Source organism: Mucilaginibacter kameinonensis (assembly GCF_003675385.1).
GTDB classification, from domain to species: domain Bacteria; phylum Bacteroidota; class Bacteroidia; order Sphingobacteriales; family Sphingobacteriaceae; genus Mucilaginibacter; species Mucilaginibacter kameinonensis.
Genome location: NZ_RCWZ01000002.1, coordinates 485682 through 511127 on the forward strand (window position 1 = coordinate 485682; position 25446 = coordinate 511127).

Here is a 25446-nt window from a genome sequence, read left to right on the forward strand (position 1 = left end):
ATGAAATTGAAGATCAGTTTGCTTGCGGTTTTAATAGGCACTGCAACTATAGCATTTGCGCAAAATCACCAGAGCCAAAAGCAAAAGATAGCCCATGAAATGCAAAAATCTATGGTAGATGAGTTGCTTAAGCCCTGGTACCCGGCTGCCATTGATACAGCCGATGGTGGTTTTTTGAGCGCCTTTACCTATGATTTTAAACCAACCGGAAACCAGGATAAAATGATTGTGACACAGGCGCGCCACGTTTGGAGCAACAGTAAAGCTGCTGAGCTTTTCCCTGATAAAAAATACTATATGATTGGGGCACGCCATGGCTACGAGTTTTTACGGGATAAACTCTGGGACAAGCAATATGGTGGTTTTTACATTTTTACCGATAAACAGGGTAACCCTAAGCAAGGAGGTTTCGCTTCTAAAGAGGCTTATGGTAATTCCTTTGCTATTTACGCGCTTGCGGCTTATTACCAGGCATCGGGCGATACCAGCGCCTTAAACCTGGCTAAACAATGTTTTTGGTGGCTGGAAAAGCACGCGCACGACCCGGTTTATAAAGGGTATTATCAGCATATGGAACGGGATGGGACACCTATTGTAAGGGACGCCACCATAAAATCAACTGCCGAAACAGGGTATAAAGATCAAAACTCATCTATCCACCTGCTGGAATCATTTACCGAACTGTACAGCGTATGGCCTGATGCACTGCTCAAAACCCGTTTGCAAGAAATGCTGCTGCTGGTACGTGATAAGATCACTAACGATAAGGGTAACCTCATCCTTTTTTTTCAACCGGATTGGACCCCGGTGTCTTTCCGCGATTCGAGCCTGGCAGTTTATAAACAGCACCATAGCCTCGACCATATATCGTACGGGCACAACGTAGAGACGGCTTACCTCATGCTCGAAGCATCTCATGCCCTGGGTTTGGAGGATGATGCCAAAACTTTAGCAATAGGTAAAAAAATGGTTGATGATGCCCTGGAGCACGGCTGGGACAATAAAGTGGGCGGCTTTTATGATGAGGGCTATTATTTTAAAGACAAACCCGGCGTTACCATTACCGAGGATACCAAAAATTGGTGGGCCCAGGCCGAAGGTTTAAATACACTGCTTATTATGGCCGCTAAGTATCCTGCCGATAAGCACCAATACTTTGATCAATTTAAAACCCTTTGGCAATACACCCAAACCTATCTGATAGATCATAAACACGGCGACTGGTACCAGGGCGGCATAGATAAGCAACCTCAATATAAAACAGCCCTCAAAGGCCAGATCTGGAAAGGGACTTATCACACTTTCCGAGCCTTGATGAACTGTGTGATGCAGCTCGACCCTGATAAAATGCCACCGACAGCCCCAAAGCAGGTTAAGTTGATAAATGGCGTTTTGAAGTGGCAGGTATCTACGGATAATAAACGGATACTGGGTTATAACATTTACAGCAATGGCAAAAGGATAGGGTTTACACCACTTAACTACTTTGTGGCAGGTAAAAATGGTAAATTGAGTGTGAGGGCGGTGGATTTGGCCGGGAATAATTCGGCTCTGGTTAAAGCTTTATGAATTCACTAAATTATTAAATCATATAATACATTCTCAATTTGCGTTAGGGATAGGAGCGGATACCGTCCGTAAGCCGGCGGATAATGCCCGTGCAGTATGAGCGGATTGCCTGGCCGTCAGCTGACGGGAGCGCCATTATTAATTAAAAATAAATAACATCAATTTTGGGCAAAACTCAACAAATTGATATTGCGTGAACTTTAATAAGCGATATCCACTTAGCATCTCCTAACCAAACTATTACATAATAAATACTCGATCTCCCGTTATTAAATCAAATTGCCCTATCTCCTTAACGATATTTTACCCCACTAAGCGGCAGAAATATTTGCGTTACGTCAATTTATGGTCAATATAAATTCGCTTAAAATCGAATGAAATAAGCGGAAATTCTCAATTTATTCCCTGTAAAATCAACACAGTAAATCTATTATCTCATTGTGTCAAAGCTACATAATGAGGACTTTTATGTTAAAAGTATTACAATTCACGTCTTGTTAGTTGACATAATTATTTTCAGTTTTGCCAATCATTTAACACTAATTGCCACGTTATTTAACAAATGAACGATTTTACCAGGCTGACTGAGGAGGATTTGTTGGGATTGCTGCAGCAGGATAAGCTTAGTGCGTTCAGGGAGATTTACCAGCGTTATTGGAAAAAACTGTATGGAGATGCCTACAAGCGCCTGAAAAACAAGGAGCTGTGCGAGGAAGTTGTCCAGGAAATATTTTCAAACCTTTGGCATAAAAGGCATACGCTGCAAATTAATACTACTATTGGCGGTTACCTGCACCTGGCGGTTTTAAATCAGGTGGTTGATCAGTACCGCAAACAAAGCATCCGCGCAAAACATACCGAGGCGCTTAAATTATTAAGTACCGAGACCGATACCGGAACCGAAGATACGATCATGCTGCGTGATCTTACCCATACCCTCGAAACCGAAATAAGCCACCTGCCTGATAAGTGCCGCTCGGTTTTTGAGTTGAGCCGTAAAGAGTATAAAACCAATAAGGAAATAGCTCAATTGCTCGGCATATCAGAAAAAACTGTTGAAAACCAGATTACTAAGGCTATAAAAAGGCTTCGGGTTGGTTTAAGTCACCATTTGCTTTGGGTGATTGCAGCGCTGTTGCACAGGCTTTAATCTCTTTTAATCAATCCAAATTAATTGATTTTTATAAATTATTTTTCAAGCCGGTAATAATTAAATAGCTTTGGCAAGTGAAAATTATTTGCCTCATTTTGTCATTGTATGTTATTATCCTTTCAGCTAAACCATGCTGTACGGATAGTGATTGCCTGGCGTTGAGCAAGGAGAAGACTAGCAAACAGGCCCCGGTTCAAAAAGAATGTTTAGGCTGTTCTCCTTTTTTTACATGTGGATCATGCGTGGGCTTTATTACCGGCAAAGCTGTTATTATCAGCTTACCAATGCTTGTTGAAAGCACATCAAATGAATATGCCGCGTACCGCCAGCCACGTATTACTAAAATTTCTTCTACTATCTGGTTACCTCCCAAATTAAGTTAATACCCGGCCGCCCGGCCCAAATTCTGTATTCACTTAATTTATACCAACATCATGAAAAAAATAACTGTGCTTTTTATTGCACTGCTATATACTGCTTTAACTTACGCTCAAAACACATTTAAAGTCATCGTTAAAGATGAAAAAACAAAAGAACCATTAATTGGCGCCACCGCCTTAATATCCGGAACAACTAAAGGCGCTGCAGCCGATACAAGCGGAATGATTATTATTAATGGCGTTCCGGATGGTAAACAAATTATCCGGTATAGCTTTATCGGATATCAAACCAGAACAGATACCCTTATTTTCCCGCTTAGTGGGAAGGTTCCTTTATTTATTTTTTTGCAACCTGCGAAAGAGGAAGGGGAAAGCCTTGCCGAGGTTGTAGTTGGCGCTACTCGAAGCAGTCGCACTATCGCAAATATACCTACGAGGGTAGAAGTGATTTCGGGCGAAGAACTGGACGAAAAAGGAAACATGAAACCAGGAGATATCCGTATGTTGCTCGCCGAGAGTACGGGTATCCAAACACAACAAACTTCGGCAACCAGTGGTAATTCGAGCATCCGGATACAGGGCTTGGATGGTAAATACACACAGATCATCCGTGATGGCTTTCCGTTGTACTCTGGTTTTTCTGGTGGACTTGGCTTATTACAAATAGCCCCGCTTGATCTGAAGCAAGTTGAGGTTATTAAAGGTTCGTCGTCTACGCTTTATGGTGGCGGTGCTATTGCCGGGCTTGTAAACCTGGTATCTAAAACGCCCACAAAAGAGCGCCAGTTAAGTTTCCTGTTAAACGGTACATCGGCCTTGGGGCTTGACGCAAGCGGGTTTTATTCGCAAAAGTTTAATAAAATTGGCGCAACGGTTTACGCCGCGTATAATCATGGTACGGCTTATGATCCTTCGGATATTGGTTTATCGGCCATCCCCCGGTTTAACCGCTATACACTTAACCCTAAATTGTTTTTCTATCTTAATGATCGCACGCAACTAATCGCTGGTATAAATTCAACCGTCGAAAACAGGATAGGTGGAGATATGCAATACCTCCGGGGCAATGGCGATGCGCAGCATTCTTATTTTGAAGTGAATAAAACGGGCCGGTACAGCTCTCAACTGGAGCTTAATCATACCATTAATGACCAGGAGAAATTTACGGTTAAAAACAGCCTGAGTTATTTTGACCGAAGCATCGGCCTGCCGTCTTACAAATTTTCGGGCTCGCAGGTTTCCTCTTACACCGAGGCTAATTACGCTTATAATAGCAGTAAAACCGATTGGGTTGCCGGAATAAATTACCTGACCGATAAGTTTTCCGAAGACAGGAATAGTGCTTTCGCGTTACGAAGCTACAATTATGGTACCATTGGGGCTTTTGTACAAAATACCTGGAATCTGACAGGTAAATTTACCTTAGAGTCGGGGTTAAGGGGCGATTATCATAATAAGTATGGATTCTTTTTATTGCCGAGAATTTCGGGGCTGTATAAGATAAATGATCATTTTTCGACCCGTTTAGGCGGCGGATTGGGCTATAAAGCACCAACCGTATTTACTGAAGATGCCGAGCGGATACAGTTCAGGAATGTATTGCCTATAGACGTGGCAAATACGAAAGCCGAACGATCTTATGGTGCCAACTATGATATAACTTACAAAACCGGTTTGTTTGATAACATGGTAAGCCTGAGTATTAACCAGCTTTTCTTTTACACCCGTATTGAAAGGCCTATTTTGCTTACCCTACTTGCCGATGGCAACCTGCAATACCAGCAACCTCCCGGTGATTTAAATACCAAAGGAATGGAAACCAATGTTAAACTAACCTATGATGAGTTTAAGCTATTTATAGGTTATACTTTTGCAGATGTTACTCAACATATTGGTGATAAGATAATTAACTACCCTTTGGTGTCCCGCCATAGGATTAACAACGTATTGGTTTACGAAATAGAAGATCAATTAAAACTTGGAGCCGAAGCATACTATTTCAGTCCGCAGCATTTGAGTGATGGTTCGGTAGGCCGTGGATACTGGACGGCCGGATTTATGGCGGAGAAGATGTGGAAGCGTTTTTCATTGTTTATAAACTTCGAAAACCTTACTGATACCCGCCAAACTAAATTCGGTTCGATATATACCGGAAGCATTACCAATCCCACATTTAAGGATATTTATGCGCCTTTGGATGGATTTGTGGTTAATGGCGGCATAAAATTTAAATTATAAAACCCTGTATTCTGTATGGATTGATTGCAATACCACCCTTGTAATATTTTTTCAAAAAAATATTACAAGGGTGTAGGGGGTACACTATCTCCCGTACGTCATGTGATTTATAAACCGGAATTATTTTCTTTCATGAAAGAACCTATACGCATTGATTTGCTTGAGAAATACATTAAAGGCGATTGCACCGAGGCCGAGATAGCTTTGGTTAAGCAATGGTATTTCAGCTTTGAGCATGAAAATGATCATGTTTCGGATCTTTCGCCTGCCGAAGAAAAGCAACTGGAGGAGAATATCTATTTCAGTATTATAAGCAATCTTAATCTTGTTAATCTGCCTGCAACTGAAGAGCAGCCAAAAGTTAGGCTGTTTCGGAGGTGGTATGCTGCCGCGGCTGCCGCTGCTGTTGTTTTTGCCGTATCCGCTGTGGCTGTTCTGTATACTCAGAAAGCGAAAGACCAGCACCTGGCTGCATCTACAATAAGCGAGGTGCATTTGTTTAATGTTGCCAATAACACTGGTCATATTTATAAAGTTACCCTACCCGATAGCAGCGCCGTTTGGTTAAGTCCATCGGCAAAAATTAGTTATCCTAATGTGTTTGCCCCTAACTCAAGGATGGTAAGCATATCCGGCGAATGTTTTTTTGAGGTGACTAAGAATCCTCAGCGTCCTTTTATTATCAGCAGCCGGTCGATAGTTACCAAAGTTTGGGGTACCAGTTTCCTGGTACGTGATAACGAGCAGAGTAATGTAGCCGATGTATCTGTATTGACCGGTAAAGTTTCGGTAAGCGCTAAAGGCGGTGCTATTACAACCAGGCTTACCAAAAATGAGGTAATGATCTATCCGCATCAAAAGGCAGTTTACCTGAACGATAGGCATACCCTGACTGCGCAGGCTGTTGAAGAAAAATCGACAGTAAAACAATACCAGCGTACCCGCCTGGTGTTTGATAATAAACCGTTGAAGGATATCATCCCGGTGCTTGACTCAAGTTTTAATGTTAATATTAAAGTAAGCAGCGAAAGACTTAACCATTATATCCTGAATGCCGATTTTGAAGGTTTTAACTTACCTGACGTGCTTGACGCGCTAAAGAAATCGCTCAACGTTGACTACGCTATTGTGAACAACCATATCGAACTTAAATAACCAATCCTATTAAACGCTCAAAATTATAAGATGCACAAAAAACTACAAACCTAAAGAAGAAAGCAAAACACACCCGAAATGATCTGCATAAAAAAACTTAGAAGTGTTGCGAGCACCCCTAAGTTTTAAGGATCAAAAGCCCGTTCCGCGAAGAACACCTCAAGGAGGTGTGCGGGCTATTAATTGTCTCATTTTTAACAAAGAAACATAACAAATATATGAATTTTCGTTTACGAAGGCCCATCCCATGGGGTAAAATCATGAAGATCACTTTTAGCCAGGTCCTGATAGCAATAATGGTAAGCAGCATGACTTACGCAAGCCCAATTAAAGCTCAGGGTATACTTAACAAAAAGGTAAATGTTACGCTCAGCAACACAACTATGCTTGAGGCTTTACAGTACCTTCAAAAAAATAACAATGTAAAGTTTATTTACAGCGCCAGCTCACTGGATGCTAATAAGCACTTTTCATTAGATATCAATAACCAAACATTAAAAACCGTACTTGACCAGGTGTTTAAAAACAACGGCATCAATTACGATGTAATGAACGATAGGGTAGTGCTTGAAAAAAAGGCTGCTACCACGCCAACTGTTAACGCCGCTGAGCCAGGTGTGGTAATCATCGAGCAGGCTGCCGCTAACGTTACCATTACAGGTAAAATCACCGATAACACAGGTCAGCCTGTTCCGGGAGCTACCATTACCGAAAAAGGTACTACAAATGGTATCACAGCCGGTGCCGATGGTGGCTTTAAATTGTCGGTTGCTGGTCCGCAATCTGTTATCGTAGTGCAGTTTATCGGCTACGCCAAACAGGAAATTGTAGTTGGTAACCAAACTGTTATCAACGTTGTATTGGCCGAAGATGTGAAAGCCATTAACGAAGTTGTAGTTGTAGGTTATGGTACCCAGAAAAAGGTAACGGTTACCGGTGCTATCAGCAGCGTTAAAGCCAGCGATCTGCAAGACCAGCAGGTTACCCGTGTTGACGACGCGCTTCGCGGTCGTGTAACTGGTGTTAGCGTTGTACAAAGCTCTGGTTCGCCAGGTTCTTCGCCTCAAATCAGGGTGAGGGGTGTTACTTCAAGGTTAAACAGCGACCCGCTTTATGTTATTGACGGTATTGTGGTTGATAACGGCGGTTTAGATAACGTTAACCCTAATGATGTTGAATCAATTGAGGTATTGAAAGATGCTTCTGCTGCTATTTACGGTTCTCGTTCGTCAAACGGTGTAATTATTGTAACCACCAAAAAAGGTAAAAAAGGTGATGCGCAGATCTCTTACAATGGCTATGTAGGTATCCAGTCGCCGGTTAGCAAGGTTAAATTAGCTAACGCTTCTCAATACGCTACTTTAAGAAATCAGTCTAAAATAAATGATGGAGGAACGGCAATTTTTGCTAACCCTGCGTCATATGGTACTGGTACCAACTGGCAGGATCAGATTTTTGATAACAATGCGCTTATTCAAAATCATAACCTGAACATCAGTGGTGCATCCGATAAAGCTAACTACTATACATCTTTCGGTTACCTTGATCAGCAAGGTGTGGTAATGCCGGATATTTCAGGTTACAAAAAGTTTAACTTTACAGTTAACACTTCATACAAGCCTAAAAAATGGTTAACCATTGGCGAAAACTTTACTTACTCATACACCAAAAACAAAGCTTTCGGTAATACCAACAGCGTATTTGGCGGTCCGTTAAGTTCATCGTTAAACCTTGATCCTATAACCCCGGTTACCGTTAGCGATATTAATGGTCAGCCAAATGTGGGTGATTATCAGAAAGCAAATATCATCCGTAACGGACAAGGTTTGCCTTACGGTATATCTGGCTATGTAGGTCAGGAAATCACTAACCCATTGGCTTATGCTCAAACTGTTTTGGGTAACTACAGCGATGCTACCAACTTATTAGGTAGCGCTTTTGTTGAAGTTGAACCAATTCAGGGTTTGAAATTAAGGTCACAGATTAGTGCAAAACAAGCTTACTACGGCTCTGACGGTTTTACGCCTTTGTACTATCTTAACTCAAGTACATCAAATACTACAACCAACCAAACCCAGGCCTACAACAGGAACCTGTCATGGAACGTAGATAATACTATTACCTACACCCGTTCTTTTGGTAAAAACAACCTGACAGCTTTGGTTGGTACAAGCGCTCAAAAAACTACTGCTTCAGGCTTGCAAGGCTCATTCTTGGGCGAACCTGCAACTTCACTTGCCGACGCGTCGATACTTTATGCTCTGCCTGCAGCTAACAGGATTGCGGCAAGCGCGCTTGGTTTGGATGATGTGCAGCCACATACCCTTGCTTCATACTTTGGCAGGGTTACTTATGATTACGATCAAAAATATCTGTTCTCTGGCATTATCCGTCGTGATGGTTCATCACGTTTTGGTGCTAACCACCTTTATGGTACGTTCCCTGCCGGTCAGGTAGGTTATGTAGTGAGCCGTGAGGATTGGTTCCCTAAAAATACATTTGTTGATTTCTTCAAATTACGTGCTTCATATGGTTCTGTAGGTAACGAAAGGGCACTTGGTCCGTTCAGATATGCTGCAACCATCGGTAGCGGTCGTAATGCTATTTTCGGCGATGCTGTGGGTATTGGTTACAGCCCTAACCAGCCACCTAACCCGAACCTGAAATGGGAAGAAACCCACACTACAGATATCGGTTTCGACGCGACATTGTTCAATAACCTGAGCGTAACGTTTGACGTGTACAAAAAGCTTACAAAAGGTATGTTACAGGATGTGCAGTTGCCTTCATACGCGGGTTTTGCCGGTCAGCCATCTGATAACGTTGGTGACATGGAAAACAAAGGTGTGGAGTTAAGCCTTAACTATACCAACAAAATCGGTGAGTTTAATTACAGCGTTGGCGGTAACATTTCATACAACAAAAATACAGTAGTAAGCTTAGGCAACCAGATTGATCATTTTGTACAAGGTACAGTGCAAAGCACTACTTACGAAATTGGACGAATCACTCCGGGACAACCTATCGGCGAGTTTTACGGTTTCAAAGAGTTGGGCGTGTTCCATTCGCAGGCCGAGATTAACGCCTATACCAAAAATGGTCAGCTGATACAGCCAAACGCTAAACCAGGCGATTTTAAATGGCAGGACACTGATGGTGATGGCAAAATCACCCAGGCAGATCGCCAGTTCCTGGGCAATCCGCTGCCTACATTTACTTACGGTATTAACTTTAATGCTAACTACAAAAACTTTGATATCAAATTATTTGGACAAGGTGTTTGGGGCAACAAAATTTACCAGGCTTACCGCAGGTTAGATATCCCATCTGCAAACTATCCTATTGCAGCACTTAACGCCTGGACGCCAGACAACAGTGGCAGCAATTACCCGCGTTTAAGTGATGCCGATCCGAATAATAACTTTAAAAACCCATCAAATTTCTACCTGCAAAGCGGTGCTTACTTCCGTATTAAAACCTTGCAGTTAGGTTACAATTTGCCTGCAACATGGTTAAAATCGGCTGATATTAAAAGGGTAAGGGTATTCTTGAGCAGCAATAACCTGGTAACTATTACAGGTTACAAAGGCTTTGATCCGGAAATCAGCGGTGGCATTGATATGGGTCTTTATCCTCAGGCCCGCACGTTTATGGCTGGTTTGGATATCACTTTATAATAACAAATTACAATTATCATGAAATCGAAACATATTATATATACAGGGCTGGCGTTGATGGGAATGGGTGCCATGGTATCATGCAAAAAATCATTCCTTGAACTGCAACCTAAAGGGCAGTTCTTAGAATCAAACTATTATGCAAACCCCGATGAGGCTTTTGCAGCGGTAATTGCTGCTTATGACCCTTTGGTAACTGAAACCGGTGGTATCGACAATACCTATTCAGATCCCCTTGGTGCATTAAACTCAGCTTCTGATGATTGCTTTGCAGGCGGTGGTAGCGCATCAGACGTTACCCCTTGGCAGGTGATCAACAACTATACACTTACACCGGCACAAGGACCGCAAAACCAGTTTTGGGCTATCAACTTTCAGGGTGTTAACCGTACCGACGTATTGCTTGAAAATTTGCCTAAAGTACCAGGCTTAAGCGCTGATTTGTTAAAGCGTTATACTGCTGAAGGTCAGTTTTTACGTGCACACTATTATTTTGACCTGGTAAGGTTATTTAAAAATGTGCCGTTGATCCTTAATTCATTAAACCTGACTAACGTATACGACCAGGTACAAGCTACTCCTGAAGCTGTTTATACTCAAATTGAAAACGATTTGAAAGCGGCTATCCCGGGTTTACCTGCTACTGTACCTACAAGTGATGGCGGCCGTGTAACACAAGGCGCAGCTAAGGCCTTATTGGGTAAAGTTTATCTGTATGAAAAGAAATGGGCCGATGCAGCTACCATGCTGAAAGATGTGAATACTAATTATGGCTATAAACTGTTAACTAATTACGGTGCTATTTTCAGCCCGACAAATAAATTCAACAGCGAGTCGATTTTTGAATTGGTTCACTCAGGTTCACAAAGCTATACCTGGAGCAACTGGAACCAATTTAAATCAAACATTTATACACAAATGATTGGTCCGCGTAGCTATACAGGCCCGATATATTACAGTGGTGGTTATGGTTTTAATCCGGTTACAACGCAGCTGGCTACCGCCTTAAAAGGCGACCCGCGTTATGGCTATACTGTTGTTAATATCGATAGTTTAACAAAAGCTACTAAAACAAGCTATTCACCAAGTTATCAGAATACCGGTTACTTTATCCAAAAGTATGCACCGGTGTTGGCTAACAAAGTTACAACCGGTACCACCGATTTGAACTGGCCTAACGACTATATTGAGATCCGTTTGGCTGATACCTACCTGATGGAAGCTGAAGCAGAATTGAATGGTGGCGGCGATCAGGGACGTGCGCAAACTTTGCTTGATGCTGTACGTGCCCGTGTTGGCTTAGCTTCAAAACCCGCTACACTTCAAAACATCTATGATGAAAGAAGGCTTGAGCTGGCTACTGAAGGCCACCGCTGGTTTGACCTGGTACGCTGGGGACAGGCGCCAAGTGTACTTGCATTTAAAAACTTTAAAGCAGGCGTGAACGAGATATTGCCTATCCCGTTAAACGAAACGCTTAACGGTACAAAGCTTAAACAAAACCCGGGTTATTAATTTAACCTGTTTAATTAATAAAAAGGCTGTCATGTTACATGGCAGCCTTTTTATCTTTATATGGAGGGGTATCACATTGCCTCGTCAATTTTTACACGTACTATTATGCTTAAGCAGCGCACATTCTTTTTGGCTTTGTCGTTACTGATTCCTTTGAGTTTCTTACTGGTACAGTGCTTTAGCGACAAACCGGAGGATCAAAGAGCTGAGATCTTCGCGGGATCGGCAAGTTGTCAGAAATGCCATAAGGACGTTTATGATAGTTATCTGCATACAGCGCACTATCTTTCTTCGCGGCCAACATCTGCCGAAATTGTACACGGAAGTTTCGACCCTCATAATAACACGCTGCAATATGCCGATGGCACTGTTGTTAAAATGGAAAAGCGTAACGGCGAGCTTTACCAGGTAAGCTATACCAACAATAAAGAAACTGTTGCCCATAAAATGGATATCACTTTTGGGGTAACCAAGGCGCAAACCTATATGTACTGGCAGGATAAGCAGTTGTTTGAATTGCCGGTATCTTACTTTAATACGGTACATGGCTGGGCTAACAGCCCCGGTTATGATGGTACTAAGCCGGATTTTAACCGGCCAATTTTGCAAAGATGTTTTGAGTGCCATGCATCATTTATCAGGCAGGCATCCCAACAAAATATAGATCTGCAAAATCGCAAGATCGAGTTTGAACCCGCTTCGATTATTTATGGTATCGACTGTGAACGCTGCCACGGTCCGGCAGCCAACCACGTAAATTATCACGAGGCTTATCCCGAAGAAAAGACCGCTAAATATATCACCCGTTTTGCATCGCTTACACGAGCTCAAAAAATGGATGCCTGCGGGGTGTGTCATTCAAGCAGTAAACAGGCGTTCCAGCTATCAACCTTTAAATTTAAGATGGGGGATACCCTGGCCCGCTTCAAGGAGCCCGATTATTTAAATATACAAACCAACGCGGCTTCGCTTGATGTGCATGGTAACCAGAACGGGCTATTGACCACCAGCAAGTGTTATTTAATGAGCAATATGGATTGCAGTACCTGTCATAACACGCATGTAAATAACGGCGGTAATCTTGCGCTGTACTCTAAAAAATGTATGAACTGCCACACCGAAGCCAATCATAACCTGTGTAAGGTTGCACCTAAATTAAGTGCCATGATGCAAAATAATTGTATTGACTGCCACATGCCGCTTAAGCCATCAAATACTATTGCCGTTAATGATACTTCGGGTAAAAGTTCATCACCTTACCTGGTGCGTACCCATCGCATCGCTATTTATCCAAACGAGACCAAGAAGATCCTTGCATTTCTGAATACAGCCAGGTAAGAGCTTTTGCCTTGTAAATAAACAAGGGTTATATCATTGCAAAGAAGTACGACTGCCCTGTATAGCATGCGATTGCTTCGTGCCTCGCAATGACATTTTTTTTCTGAGGAACGTGACTTGTGCTAAAAGTGATTACGATCACTTTTTGAACGCGCTATCGTCATGGTACAACTGAGCCGTTCAGGCCATCTTTGTATCAATAAAAGATAACAATCATGGCAACTTTAAAAATAAATGCTCCTGAATGGACCGCTGCAAATACCAATACTGCTAAAGCCAATAACAATATCTGGACTAAACTAATAGCCTTTGCCGATAGCCAGGCTCCTAATAAAACCATCTGGTTTATGTTTTCTCTTGTTTCACAGGGTGTTCTTTTTTTACCTATACCTGCTTTTTTGCTTTATTACTATAATGCTCCGATAGCTATACTGGCTGTTACACTTGTCCTGTTCTTTGGTAACATTATAGCCGGCATGGGTGGTTTAGGCATCCGGAGCTTACTCGGTTTGTTTGCATTCAGCGTTTTGGTACATATTACCATGTTGCTGGTATTTATGCTATAAATATCGCTTATTTTACCCCTAATTAAATATTGTGCTGAAAAGCCGCCGGGAGCGAAACCGGCGGCTTTATGGTATCCGGGATAAAATAAAAAGGGGATTGTGCACTGCACAATCCCCTTTTTATTGCTCTATTGAACGAAATTAAGCGTAAGTAACTTCTAAACTAATTGGCACGCTCAATGCTTTTGAAATAATGCAATTAGCTTTAGCGCCTTCTGCAATTTCTTTAAACTGCTCTTCAGACACACCGTCAATTGCCGCTCCTTTTAATTGCAAAAGAATACCGGTTACTTCTAAAGCCTGCATATCCAGATCAAGGATAGCATCAGTAGTTAGGTCGTTAGGTGTGAAGCCTGCCTGGGTTAAAGCAGCGCCAACAGCCATAGTGAAACAGCCTGCATGGGCAGCAGCCAATAACTCTTCAGGGTTGGTGCCAATGCCATCGGCAAAGCGGGTTTTAAATGAATACTGGGTTTTGTTTAATACAGTGCTTTGGGTAGTGATTTCTCCCTGACCTGCCTGTAATGTACCGTTCCAATGGGCGTTTGCTGTACGTTTCATAGTGTGTGGTTTTTGTGTATTTAGTTCATAGTTTATGGTTCATAGTTCATGGTTTGATTTTTAGGTAATAGTTTTAGGTTTTGCTATGAACCATGAACTATTAGCCATTAACCAATTAATGCCATTTGGCCCGCTCATATTGTACCGGCCATTTTATTTCTTCGCCAAGTTCATGTGCCGCGCGTAGGGCAAAATGCGGATCGCGGAGCATTTCCCTTGCAAAAAACACCAGATCGGCACGTTCATTTTTTATAATTTCATTGGCCTGGTCAGATTTGGTGATCAAACCTACCGTACCTGTAAGTATACCGCTTTCTTTTTTAACTTTCTCAGCAAATTCAACTTGATAACCTGGTATTAATGGAATTTTAACATTTGGTATGTTGCCGCCTGTTGAGCAGTCTACAAGGTCAACGCCTTTATCTTTTAAGATTTTGGCCAAAGTTACTGAATCATCGACGCTCCAGCCACCGTCTACCCATTCGGTTGCCGAAATACGTACAAATAGCAGGTTTTCTTCGGGCCATACCTGCTTGATATCTTCAATAATCTCCAACAGTAAGCGGATCCGGTTTTCAAAACTGCCGCCATATTCGTCGGTACGCTGATTGCTGAATGGCGAAAGAAACTGGTTGATCAGGTAACCATGGGCGCCATGCAGTTCAATTACCTGGAAACCTGCGGCTATTGCCCTTACAGCTGCGGCTTTAAAATCAGCTTTCACTTTTTCAATACCTGCCTTATCCAACGCTATTGGAGCTTCTTCAGTTTCAGTAAAAGAAACGGCACTTGCCGAAACACTTTGCCAACCGTGGGGCTGATCAGATGGTATTTGTTTACCGCCATCCCAGGGCCTTTGATGGCTGGCCTTGCGACCGGCATGAGCTAATTGCGTACCAGGAACAGCGCCCTGCGCTTTGACGAAATCAGTGATCTGTTTTAATTTCTCAATATGTTCGTCTTTGTATAAACCCAGATCGGCATAGGTAATGCGGCCCTCGGGCGATACAGCAATGGCTTCGGTAATGATCATTGCCGCACCTCCGGTAGCAAAACTGCCAAGGTGTACAAGGTGCCAGTCGTTAGCAAAGCCGTCCTGGCTTGAATATTCGCACATAGGTGATACTACGACGCGGTTCTTAAGTTCGATGTTTTTTATTTTCAGAGGAGAAAAAAGTGTAGACATACTTTTTGTTTTTTTACAAATATGCTCACTAACAAGCAGTGTGCATGTACGGTTTTTGTAAAATATTTATAGCCCGGATAAAATGATTTTACGGTGAGGTTTGGGGAGAAAAATCTGTCTGAATCATAATTTACAGAGGTATTGAATTTTCAGAATCAGGTAATTATTTGATGCCGAATGTTGAACTGTTGGCTAAAGTATTACATTTACCGGCATGTCTGCAATTACTACACGTTTAGCAACCTTTGATGATATACCCGAACTGCAGGAACTGATCGCCTTTTCGGTTCGTGGGTTAAGCACCAATTATTATAACCAGCAACAAATTGAAAGCGCTATTAAATACATTTTTGGAGTAGATACCCAGCTGGTTATTGACGGAACCTATCACGTTGCTGAAATAGATGGCATCACAGTTGGCTGCGGCGGCTGGAGTAAACGCAACACCCTGTATGGCGGCGATCAGCATAAAGAAATTGAAGATCCGCTGCTTGACCCCGAACATGATGCTGCAAGGATCAGGGCATTTTTTGTTCATCCTGATTACGCCCGGAAGGGAGTTGGAAGTTACATCATGAAGGTTTGTGAAACAGCAGTCAAAAACAATGGCTTTAAAAGCCTGCAATTGGGTGCTACATTGCCCGGTGTACCGCTTTATGAAGCCATGGGTTATAGAGCAATGGAAAATATTGATCAGCCTATGCCCGATGGTGTGATATTGCCTTTGGTTAAGATGTTCAAAGTTTTATAGACTGGTGGCTTCATATTAAACCAATTTTTTCGGCGTTATAGCTAAAACCAAGCCCGTAATCATGTTCAGGAAAATAGTGGTAGCCATAATTTTATTAGTGAGTGTTACATCAGTATACGCTCAAACGGCCGAAGATGCCTACAATAAATATCTCGACTTTAACCTGGCGCGCTTGCAGGGTGAACAGGATAAGGCGATGGATTTATCCCGGCAGATCATGCAGGATACGGCTAAGCTTTCTGCCAAAGTAAAAATCAATTTTTTCAATTCACTGGCCAGGCTTTATGAAGATGATGATCAAAGCGTAAACGCCATACCTTTATATGAGCGGGTTATTGCTGCCGAACCTGATTATTATGTGGCCCACCGTGCTTTAGGATACCTGTATCTCAAAAATTTCCCGGATGCGGATAAGCCACTGAGCAGTCCATCTGCCGATGCTGAATATATTAAAGCCGCTAAGAAAGCACTACCACAATTAGAAAAAGCCCAGGCCTGCGATGCTGACGATAGTACCCTTGCCCTTATAAAAACGCTTTACAAAAACATCGGAGACGATGTTGGGTTAAGCGGCTTGGATAAACGATTAAAAGCTTTGAAAGGGAAGTGTGAGGATATTTTGAGTGATTGATATAAAAAATATGTCATTGCGAGGAGCCTTGCGGGTAGTGCCTTTTGGGGGGACGCGGCAATCGCATACCATACAGAGCCGCTAAGCTTCCGTGCGGTTGCCACGCTTCATTCGCAATGACATGGTTGATTAAGGATTTCTCTTACTTTTGCCTGAAACTATCCCCAATAAATGCCAGCGCGTCGGTAATACCGGTGCGCCAGTAAGTCCAGTTGTGGGCGCCATCACGGATGCGGAACTCATGGGGCACTTTCTTTTCTGTTAAGGCTATATGCAGCAGGCTATTTCCTTTGCTCAGGGCATCGTCATCACCGCAATCTATCCAGTACCTAACGCTTTTAAGTTCGTCGGTCGTTTTGATTTGCACCAGCCCTAATATAGAGTTAGCCTGCCAGGTAGCATTAAGGCGTTCTTTCCCTTTAAGCTCGGGGCCAAATACTTTACTGTATGCTTCTTTCCAGCGTTCATCAGTCACCGCCATAAAATCTTCATCGGTGCGTACGGCCGCGCTTAGAGCTGCTGCTGCAGAGAACATGTCGGGATGTTTTATGCTGTACTCCAAAGTGCCGAAACCACCCATAGAAAGACCGGCTACACCGCGATATTGTTTGGTGCCTTTGATCCGGAACTCATTTTCGATAGCCGGTATAAACTCTTTAAAAAAGAAATCTTCGTAACTCTGTTTGCCATTATAGGCATTGATGTACCAACTTGTTCCTGCATCGGGCATAACAATGATCATTGGAGGGATAGTACCATCGGCAATGGCTTTATCAGCATAGCGGTTAACTTCTCCAAACTGAAGCCAGCCGGTATGATCATCACCGTAGCCATGCAGCAGGTATACCACCGGGTAGGTGCGGTTGGATGTTTCATAATCGGCAGGCAGGTAGACAGCGTATTTTACGTTGTGATTTAAAATATCGCTTTTTACGTATTGTTCCTCAATCACTTTGCCGGTAGTTTGCGCAAATGCACTTACCGAAATAGATAGTAAGCAAAGCAGCAAAATCCTTTTTATAGTACTCATATTCTTGTAAAATCAATTAAATGGCCAATTGCAGATTTGAAATATTCAATTGCATATCTGCACATCTGAAATCTGCACATCTACCTAATTATTTCTGTCTGAAGCTATCTCCAATAAATGCCAGCGCATTGATGATACCGGTACGCCAGTAAGTCCAGGTATGGGCTCCGTCGCGCACCCGGAATTCATGCGGTACATTTTTTTCAGTAAGGGCGATATGCAACAAACAATTGCCTTTGCTCAGGAAATCTTCATCACCGCAGTCTATCCAGTACCTGACACTTTTAAGTTCATCGGTAGTTTTGGTTTGCACCATATTTAAAACCGAATTGCTTTGCCAGGCATTGTTAACCCGGTCTTTCCCTTTTAAGCCCCGGCCATAAAGCTGGGCGAATATCTTATCATAAGTATCGTCTGGAGTGCTGATCAATTGATCATCTGGAAATACGGCGGCACTTAGAGCCGCTCCTGCCGCAAACAGGTCAGGATGTTTAAGTGTATAGATCAACGTACCATAACCGCCCATCGAAAGACCCGCTACGCCGCGATATTTTTTCTCGGCTTTAACGCGAAATATCTTTTCAACATGAGGCATAAACTCCTTGATAAAAAAGTCCTCATATTTTTCCTTACCATCGTAGGAGTTGATGTACCAGCTCGAATCGGCATTAGGCATTACTATGATCATTGGCGGGATAGTGCCATCGGCAATGGCCTTATCGGCATAGCGGTTAACTTCTCCAAATTGCAGCCAGCCCGTATGGTCATCGGTATAGCCGTGTAACAGGTAAACTACCGGGTAACTACGATTGGCGGATTCATAATCGGGGGGAAGGTACACCGCGTAGTTGACGCTGCGCTTTAAAATTTTGCTTTTTATGTTTTGCTCCTCAAGTACTTTGCCCTGCTGAGCAAACAAACTGAAGCTGCCTATCATCAGCAGAAATAAAAAAGCAGGTTTTAGTATTTTCATAGTGCAGATATTTCAGGTTTAAAAATTAAGTGCTTTGCCTTGTTGCGGATATATCAGGTTTAGCTGTAATTTATTGGCTTCCTTTAGCTGGACTTTAATTTTACCGATGCTGGTAACTGGTGGTTTTAAATGCGTTACCACAATATTTAAACCTTTAAGAGCATCATTACCAGTAAATGAGGCCAGTTTATTCATCTCGGCCATCAGCCATTTTGGGGTAAGGTGGCCGAACAAGGTTTTATCTGGCTGCTCATTAGGGAAAGACACCTCAATTAATATAGCTTTCAGTTTTTTGCTTTTTACCAATGGAGCAATGGCCTGCCACAAGTTTTGCATATTACTGCTTTTTTCAATTTCATCCGGACCGGTATCGCCCAGGTAAAGCAAGTAATTATCGTTACTATTTACTAAAAAGGCAGTACTTGTTAAATTGGAATGACTAAGCGGAAATGCTTGTACCTTAAGTTCGGTATTTTCGATAGCTGTTTCTGCGCCAGGCTCTAATACTTTATAGTGGTATTTTTTAAGGGCGGGAGTTTCACCCTGATCAGCAAAGTTGGCCCAGCTTTTCCAGGTAAAGTAGTGGGTTTTTATGGTTTCAATGCAATCGTTGAGTGCGTAGATATTCTTGGTGCTATCCTCGGGCGAGTTGATGATAAGCCCGGCAATATGGTCAAGATGCGAATGGGATATAAAATATCCTTTAATGTACTGCCTCATTACAGTACTTGCAGGTACATTAAAACTTTTATTGGCTACGGCCTTTTTAATACCATAGTATAGTGTTCCGGCGTCAAGGCAGATATAATTATTACTGCCTGCAGGCGCAAGCATATAAGCCGACAGATTACTTTCATCGATACCTCCCAACACCCCTAAAGGAACAAGCTTAAAAGCCGTGCCTTTTGATGTTTGTGCTGATACAATTGCAGGGAATAGTAAAATATATAAAAGCGGCAGTAATTTACGCTTGAAATTCATTTTTAGGTAGTTTAGCTTTAATGTGCTACGCTACTAAATTAAGGATATGCCTAAATAATCAAAGTAAAATGCTGCCTGTTTTTATAAACAGTTATAGCGTTTGGTTACATAACGTAACGTGTTTTAAGACAGCGTTCGCAAAAAAACTTACGGATAGGAAGCCAAAATAAGGCCGTTTTTAATAACAAGCCGCGTTTGCGCCTGTTTTGTAAAGGCTCGTTGCACTTTTTACACTTGTAAACAGCGCGAGGGGTATTTCTAACAATTTCCATTATAATAGGGGTATCAATAGTTTCGCAAACTTAGAAGTTTAGTTTATTTAAACGAAAGTTTATAACCATTGGTTACTCCTTTTAGGAATTTTATTCTGTTTTCATGGCCTTTGCCGCTGATTTTTTGTACTCATAATCACCTCCTAACAAATATCCCCATGGTTTAAGCGTCTCTATCCGGTCAAATATAATTTTGAATATGGCAATAACTGGAATTGAAAGGAACATACCCGAAAGTCCCCAGATCATTTCACCCAGAATGATGCCAATAAATGAGATCAGCGCGTTGAGCCTTACCTTTGAACCAACAATAGTAGGCAGCAAAAAGTTAGCGTCTACCGCGTGAATACCAATAACACTTACCGCAACTGTTATAGTATTGCTGAGACTGCCAGTAGCAAAAGTAATTACGGTACTTAGCAGCAGGGCTGTAAAGATGCCAATATAAGGGATGATATTGAAAAGCCCTACAATGATGCCCAGCAATGCTGCGTATTTTATACCTATCATCCAGAAAACGGTTATGGCCACGCCGGCAACTATTACCATCTCCAATAACAGGCCTAAAATATATTGCCTTAGAATGCTTTGAATATTTTCAACAATGTCCATTACCACGTGCTCGTTTTCATCCCTGAAAACCCATACTATAAAACGAATAAGTAAACGCCTGTACAGCAATATGAAAAAAGTGAAGATCAGGATGAACACGTAAAATAACATCAGCGATGAAATTGCTCCGAAGGTGGTACCCAATACATCGGTACCCGATTCCATCAGTTTTTTAGCTGTGTCATCCACGTAGGCCATTTGTTTGGCGGCGTTAACGTGAAAAGCATGCTGGATCCATTCCTGGAGGTCCTGTATGGATTGTTTAACCTGCTTTTGAAGCATAGGCCAGTCATTGGCCATATTGGAGATCTGTGAGCCAACAAGGTATAGGATTCCCGCGATTACTCCAACCAATAGCAGGATTGAAACCAGTGAAGCCATGCTGCGGGGAAGCCTCAGTTTTTTTTCCAAAAACTCGCATACAGGAAGCAGGAGTATCGCGAATATGAAACCAAAGATCATGGGATCGAGCAGGTCTTTACCCACAATAACCAGGTAGCCCAGGGCGATGAAGCCGATAAGTACTAAAGCAAGACGTTCGTAAAATGGGGCTAAGAGTTTTTTTGTTGGCATATGGGCAAATGTTGGGCTATTTTATGATGGCTTAACACGCAATTATTTCAGATGTTTTGAAGATAATAAATAATTGGAAACAGGGGAATGAAAAGGCTTCAAACATTTGACTTATCGATACCGGCTGACTTAGTAACGGTTGCAATTTTAAGTAGCAGTTTTACTGCTGTAGCAGGATGAATAAACTACCACTAACACCTGCCGCTGCTATTAATTTACATTTTGGCAAATATTTTGCATTGTAATAATGTCACTTACTTAAAAATTAACATTATGGCAAAGTATTCAGAAAAGGCCGGGGAAAAGGTTGAGAAAACCATGCACGAAATGAAGGAAGGTAAGCTGAAAAGCGGGAGCGGTAAAAAAGTAACCAGCAAAAAACAGGCTATAGCGATAGGGCTTTCCGAGGCCAGGAAAGAGGGGGCCAAGGTGCCTAAAAAGAAAAGTTGATAACGGGATATAGGCTCATTGAAAATGGTTACGAGTTTTTCAATGAGCCCGATTCTCACTATTTCGCTTTATTGAAATCTGAAGCCATCCAATCGGCCAGTTTACCTTCTTTATCAATTTTGGTTAGCTTGTTAAGCAGGCTGTTGCTTTTATGATCTGTTTCAAGAACATATTTATCAATAACTGATTTTACACCTGCCTGGTTTGCCTTGTTTTTATCAAAGGCATTTTTGTTTTGCAAAGCATATTTGGTAAAGCCGCCCATAAAGGTCATGATCAACTGCGGATTCTTTTCGGTCATTTTTGCAACGCTGTTGTTAATTTCGATGTTTACTGAGGGGCTGCCCTGTATCCATTTCATCAGGAAAGCGTTGGTTTCCATGCGCTTTTGTTCTTCAAGCGCCCAAGGCGTGTCCTGAAGCCAATCAATACCTTTAATTACATCTTCTTCGTATTTGGCGTAGTCTGCCTTTTCTTTCAAGGTATAATTTTCAGGAACGTGGAATGTCTGGGCTTTTGCTGTAAAGGCAAAGGCTGCTATTGCTACAAGCAGGATAATGATCTTTTTCATTGTGATTAGGATAAGTTTAACTAATTAGTGTAAGCTGAAAATTAAGCAGACTTTTCTTGATTTCAAAATTGCGTTTGGCAATGCCGGAAAAGTAAGTATCTATGGCATTATTAAACTTGTTTATCGCTTCATTATCATAAGTTGGTTCGTAATAGTAAACGTAGTTACCGGTTATATAGGACTCCAATATTTTAGTCTGTTCATCATTAAAGTATGGCCTGGTTACATCATCAGCTAATATTTGAGATATTCGGGGTTTTATTTTTTGCTCGTGTCTGCTTACATTTCCCAAAGTGCGGATAATGCTTTCTACAGGCATCGGATTATATACCTTGTTAAATTCGTACATTATGTTATTAATCAGGTCGTAGTCAACTAAAGCATCGGTCTGTAAAGCAAATAGTTGTTTGTATTTGCTAATCAGCATCTCACGATCGGTATCAGATTTTGCCGCGTTATAGTAGTAAATAAAGATCTCGCGATCTAAATTCTTAATTTTCTCGTCAGCTCGGGCTATTTCTTCATTAAGTATTGCCTGTATCTGGTAGGCATCAAGTCTCTGGTATTTACTACCTCTGAAATCAAATGTTTTAATATCTGTTCGTACTTCAGTTAATTGATCAAGTAGGGTAACGTCCTTTTGCTTATCTGCTATAGCTTTTGGAAGGTTGCAGTTTTCATCTGTTAAGATATTGTTGATGTTAACAATAAGATAGCCTGAAGTTGATAACACTGTTTCCTCTACATCGAACTGGGTAATATTCCTTTCGTCATAATACCCTTTATAATGTTCATTGAGTGAGTTTGCTGTTATTGTGCTGTAAAAGTCGTTTTTAAACGCCTCAAAATTTAAAACGCTTGTTGGTTTGTTTGTTGTCGATATGTATAGTTGATCGGTAAGCAAAACCTGTAATTGTTCTGCGTTTTGGAAAAGCGACCAGGCTGTTTCGGTAATGTCTGGAGTGATAAGGTTAATCTTTTTGGCGTGTTGTTCGCGGTCATCGATTGTAGGGTGTGATGCCCACTGGTTACTGATTATGATTTCACTTTCGTTGGGTGTGATCATCTCTTCGGTAATTACAGGTAAACCGGCAGCATCGATGCGGGTTTTATATAGCGAGGAAAAATGCCTGGTTATTTCCTGCTGCATGGGGTACATATTAGCCACCCTTTTATTATCGTGTAATTGCTGTTTAGGTAATTTATTAGTGTAGAATAGCTTGCATGACCTATATCGATCCGTTTTAAAGAGGTTAGTACCTGGTTTGATCCGCTAACATACGCCGCCACGGCATCAGCGTGAAACTCCATCTCCCGAGAAAGACCAAGGTAGGTCTTGTTCAAAACACCATATACCTTACGTAAAACAAATTGGATCCCACGTATGATCTGGATGTTCAGCATAGCCATCATTCTGAACATATTATAAATCCGGGCCCATTGGTTCAATAGCTTACCATATCCCTCATTATCATAAAGCATGTTATATATTACTTTATTAAGGTTGTATATGTAGCTGCCAAACTTCATGCTTCGTTGCGAAAAATGACCAAATTCATGGGCCATTACAGCCTTAAATTCTGAAATGTTTACACTGTTGACAAGCCCAAGCCCTATATTAAGGTTTTTCCTTACCGGGAAAAACATACTCCAAAAACTCGATGTATAAAATACTCCTGCGTTTACTTCTGGTGAAACAAAAATACGTTTGGGCGATGGCGCCTGAGCTTCGGCAGTCACCTGATTAATAAAGCGGAATAATTCGGGCTGATCCCCGGCGTTTATTTCTATCATGCCGGAGTAATCGGTACGGGATCTTTTAAAAAGGAACTTAATCACAAAATAAACCAGCAACACACCTGCTATCATAAGAGATATGCCCAATAGCAGGCCCCAAAAGCCAATACCAGCCAGTATAATGTAATAGCCAACCATACCAAAAGCTACGGCAATGGCCAATGAGCCACACAGAAGGAATAAATAAGTTAAGATAAATAGTAAAATGGCACCTATTGAAAGGTACACATACTTTTTAAAAGCCTTTGAGGGCTTAACTACATTTTTATCAGCTCCTGCTGGCATGGGCGGATACGATAAGGTTAGGTTTTTCATTTATTTCTTTAAGGTAAACGCGTCGATGATATCCATCAGCGTTACAGCTTCTTCAATGGGGCAGGGGTTAGGCCCTTCGCCTTTAAAGTAAGCTATTATTTTTGTGATAAACGGCTGTTGTATATGCTCCGGATGGGTAATAGTTATGGTTTCCTCCTCTGTGTCGGTTTTCCAGCTGATATAGTTGCCAAAAAACGGGAATGTTATTTTTCCTTTGGTGCCAACTATCTCGCAGGTGTCGGTAGTTTCGCTTTCGGCTACATTAAAGCACCATGAACCATTAACTACTACTTTATTTTTAAACCGGATCTGGCCGCATACATGATCGTCGGCAGGTGTTGAATTTGATTGGTTAAGCGAAAAACCATGATACACTTCAGGCTCGCCGAAAAAATATAACATGAGGTCGAGCTGATGAGGGGCAAGGTCATGGAAATAGCCGCCGCCTGATAGCTCGGGCAATACACGCCAGTTGGTTTCCACATCGGCAACCAGGCTGGGTTTGCGGCTTTGCCACATCCTGATCTGTACAGTACGAATATCGCCCACAAGTTGAGTATCTATCAGTTCCTTAACTTTTAAAAACATGGGCAACGCCCTGCGATAGTGCGCGACAGTAAGTTTCGAGCTGCTTTCACTTACGGCTACCGCCATAGCCTTTGCCTCGGCCGAATTGCGGGTTACCGGTTTTTCTACATAAACATTAAAGCCTTTTTTTAGTGCGTCAATAGCATAGCTGAGGTGCGACGCAGGAGGAGTAGCGATATAGACCGCGTTCAGTTCCGGGTCATTTAAGAGTGCGTCGGCATCGCTGTACCATTTATCAACACCATGGCGTGTAGCATAATCGGCCGCTTTTTCAGCATCGCGGCGCATAACAGCCACGAGCTTACTGCCTTCTACTTTTTTAAATGCCGGCCCGCTTTTTTTTTCGGTTACATTGCCGCAGCCTATAATACCCCAGTTTATTGTACTCATATTAGCCTTTTAAATCGCCCTGTAAAGGGGGACTTGAAAATAGGTATTTTTTTGTGATTACGATATACTCCTTTGTAGGGTGATCGGCATAAAATTGTCGACGTTAGATGCTCTGTTGAATTGGAATTTTACTTCAAAAAAACCGACCTGAAATTTCAATAGGAGGCACCTACG

Annotated in this window: 21 protein-coding genes; 11 read left to right on the forward strand and 10 right to left on the reverse strand. The window is 42.0% G+C overall.

Annotated elements, in window-relative coordinates; all coding sequences use genetic code 11:
* The 8 genes from EAH55_RS09080 (at position 1) to EAH55_RS09115 (ending at position 13591) form a co-directional block, all read left to right on the forward strand.
* Complete coding sequence (locus tag EAH55_RS09080; RefSeq protein WP_121809347.1) at positions 1–1569, forward strand: AGE family epimerase/isomerase; 1569 nt, start codon at positions 1–3, stop codon at positions 1567–1569.
* 562 nt (positions 1570–2131) lie between these two features.
* Positions 2132–2719 carry an RNA polymerase sigma-70 factor gene (locus tag EAH55_RS09085; protein ID WP_114936724.1) on the forward strand — a complete coding sequence of 196 codons (588 nt, stop codon included), beginning with the start codon at positions 2132–2134 and terminating at the stop codon, positions 2717–2719.
* Between the two features lie 437 nt (positions 2720–3156).
* Positions 3157–5340 (forward strand): TonB-dependent receptor, encoded by a 2184-nt coding sequence (locus EAH55_RS09090; RefSeq protein ID WP_121809348.1) that lies wholly within the window; start codon positions 3157–3159, stop codon positions 5338–5340.
* A gap of 132 nt (positions 5341–5472) precedes the next feature.
* On the forward strand, positions 5473–6495 hold the full coding sequence (locus EAH55_RS09095; RefSeq protein WP_121809349.1) for a FecR family protein: 1023 nt from the start codon (positions 5473–5475) through the stop codon (positions 6493–6495).
* A gap of 260 nt (positions 6496–6755) precedes the next feature.
* Entirely contained in the window at positions 6756–10172 is a 3417-nt protein-coding gene (locus EAH55_RS09100; protein WP_162996796.1) for a TonB-dependent receptor, read from the forward strand.
* Positions 10173–10190: 18 nt separating this feature from the next.
* On the forward strand, positions 10191–11687 hold the full coding sequence (locus tag EAH55_RS09105; RefSeq protein WP_121809351.1) for a RagB/SusD family nutrient uptake outer membrane protein: 1497 nt from the start codon (positions 10191–10193) through the stop codon (positions 11685–11687).
* Positions 11688–11792: 105 nt separating this feature from the next.
* The gene (locus EAH55_RS09110; protein WP_162996797.1) at positions 11793–13025 is read left to right on the forward strand and encodes a cytochrome c3 family protein; all 1233 of its coding nucleotides are present in this window, start codon (positions 11793–11795) and stop codon (positions 13023–13025) included.
* A 215-nt stretch (positions 13026–13240) separates the two neighbouring features.
* Entirely contained in the window at positions 13241–13591 is a 351-nt protein-coding gene (locus tag EAH55_RS09115) for a hypothetical protein (protein WP_121809353.1), read from the forward strand.
* Positions 13592–13732: 141 nt separating this feature from the next.
* Here the strand turns inward: EAH55_RS09115 and EAH55_RS09120 are convergent, their stop codons facing one another.
* Complete coding sequence (locus EAH55_RS09120) at positions 13733–14152, reverse strand: OsmC family peroxiredoxin (RefSeq protein ID WP_121809354.1); 420 nt, start codon at positions 14150–14152, stop codon at positions 13733–13735.
* A 115-nt stretch (positions 14153–14267) separates the two neighbouring features.
* On the reverse strand, positions 14268–15338 hold the full coding sequence (locus tag EAH55_RS09125; RefSeq protein WP_121809355.1) for an NADH:flavin oxidoreductase/NADH oxidase: 1071 nt from the start codon (positions 15336–15338) through the stop codon (positions 14268–14270).
* 214 nt (positions 15339–15552) lie between these two features.
* Here EAH55_RS09125 and EAH55_RS09130 point away from each other — a divergent pair, with 214 nt between their 5' ends.
* On the forward strand, positions 15553–16089 hold the full coding sequence (locus EAH55_RS09130) for a GNAT family N-acetyltransferase (protein WP_121809356.1): 537 nt from the start codon (positions 15553–15555) through the stop codon (positions 16087–16089).
* Positions 16090–16150: 61 nt separating this feature from the next.
* Positions 16151–16720, forward strand: a complete 570-nt coding sequence (locus EAH55_RS09135) for a tetratricopeptide repeat protein (protein WP_121809357.1) — start codon at positions 16151–16153, stop codon at positions 16718–16720.
* A 142-nt stretch (positions 16721–16862) separates the two neighbouring features.
* Here EAH55_RS09135 and EAH55_RS09140 read toward each other — a convergent pair whose 3' ends face one another.
* From EAH55_RS09140 to EAH55_RS09155, 4 genes are all read right to left on the reverse strand, one after another.
* Positions 16863–17750, reverse strand: a complete 888-nt coding sequence (locus EAH55_RS09140; RefSeq protein ID WP_121809358.1) for an alpha/beta hydrolase — start codon at positions 17748–17750, stop codon at positions 16863–16865.
* An 88-nt stretch (positions 17751–17838) separates the two neighbouring features.
* A complete protein-coding gene (locus EAH55_RS09145; protein ID WP_121809359.1) occupies positions 17839–18723 on the reverse strand; it encodes an alpha/beta hydrolase in 885 nt (294 codons plus the stop codon).
* A gap of 18 nt (positions 18724–18741) precedes the next feature.
* Positions 18742–19704, reverse strand: coding sequence for an MBL fold metallo-hydrolase (locus EAH55_RS09150; RefSeq protein WP_121809360.1), 963 nt, complete (start codon positions 19702–19704; stop codon positions 18742–18744).
* 362 nt (positions 19705–20066) lie between these two features.
* Positions 20067–21161 carry an AI-2E family transporter gene (locus EAH55_RS09155; protein ID WP_112567824.1) on the reverse strand — a complete coding sequence of 365 codons (1095 nt, stop codon included), beginning with the start codon at positions 21159–21161 and terminating at the stop codon, positions 20067–20069.
* 273 nt (positions 21162–21434) lie between these two features.
* On the opposite strand from EAH55_RS09155, the gene EAH55_RS30825 reads away from it, so the two are divergent.
* Positions 21435–21611 carry a DUF6496 domain-containing protein gene (locus EAH55_RS30825; protein ID WP_162996252.1) on the forward strand — a complete coding sequence of 59 codons (177 nt, stop codon included), beginning with the start codon at positions 21435–21437 and terminating at the stop codon, positions 21609–21611.
* Positions 21612–21669: 58 nt separating this feature from the next.
* Here the strand turns inward: EAH55_RS30825 and EAH55_RS09160 are convergent, their stop codons facing one another.
* The 4 genes from EAH55_RS09160 to EAH55_RS09175 are packed head-to-tail and all read right to left on the reverse strand — an operon-like array spanning position 21670 to position 25272.
* Positions 21670–22182, reverse strand: coding sequence for a hypothetical protein (locus tag EAH55_RS09160; protein WP_121809361.1), 513 nt, complete (start codon positions 22180–22182; stop codon positions 21670–21672).
* A 16-nt stretch (positions 22183–22198) separates the two neighbouring features.
* The gene (locus EAH55_RS09165) at positions 22199–23332 is read right to left on the reverse strand and encodes a hypothetical protein (RefSeq protein ID WP_121809362.1); all 1134 of its coding nucleotides are present in this window, start codon (positions 23330–23332) and stop codon (positions 22199–22201) included.
* Positions 23317–24294 (reverse strand): M48 family metallopeptidase, encoded by a 978-nt coding sequence (locus tag EAH55_RS09170; RefSeq protein ID WP_121809363.1) that lies wholly within the window; start codon positions 24292–24294, stop codon positions 23317–23319. Before EAH55_RS09170 ends, EAH55_RS09165 begins: the two co-directional genes overlap by 16 nt.
* A complete protein-coding gene (locus EAH55_RS09175; RefSeq protein WP_121809364.1) occupies positions 24295–25272 on the reverse strand; it encodes a Gfo/Idh/MocA family protein in 978 nt (325 codons plus the stop codon).
* Positions 25273–25446 lie beyond the last annotated feature (174 nt).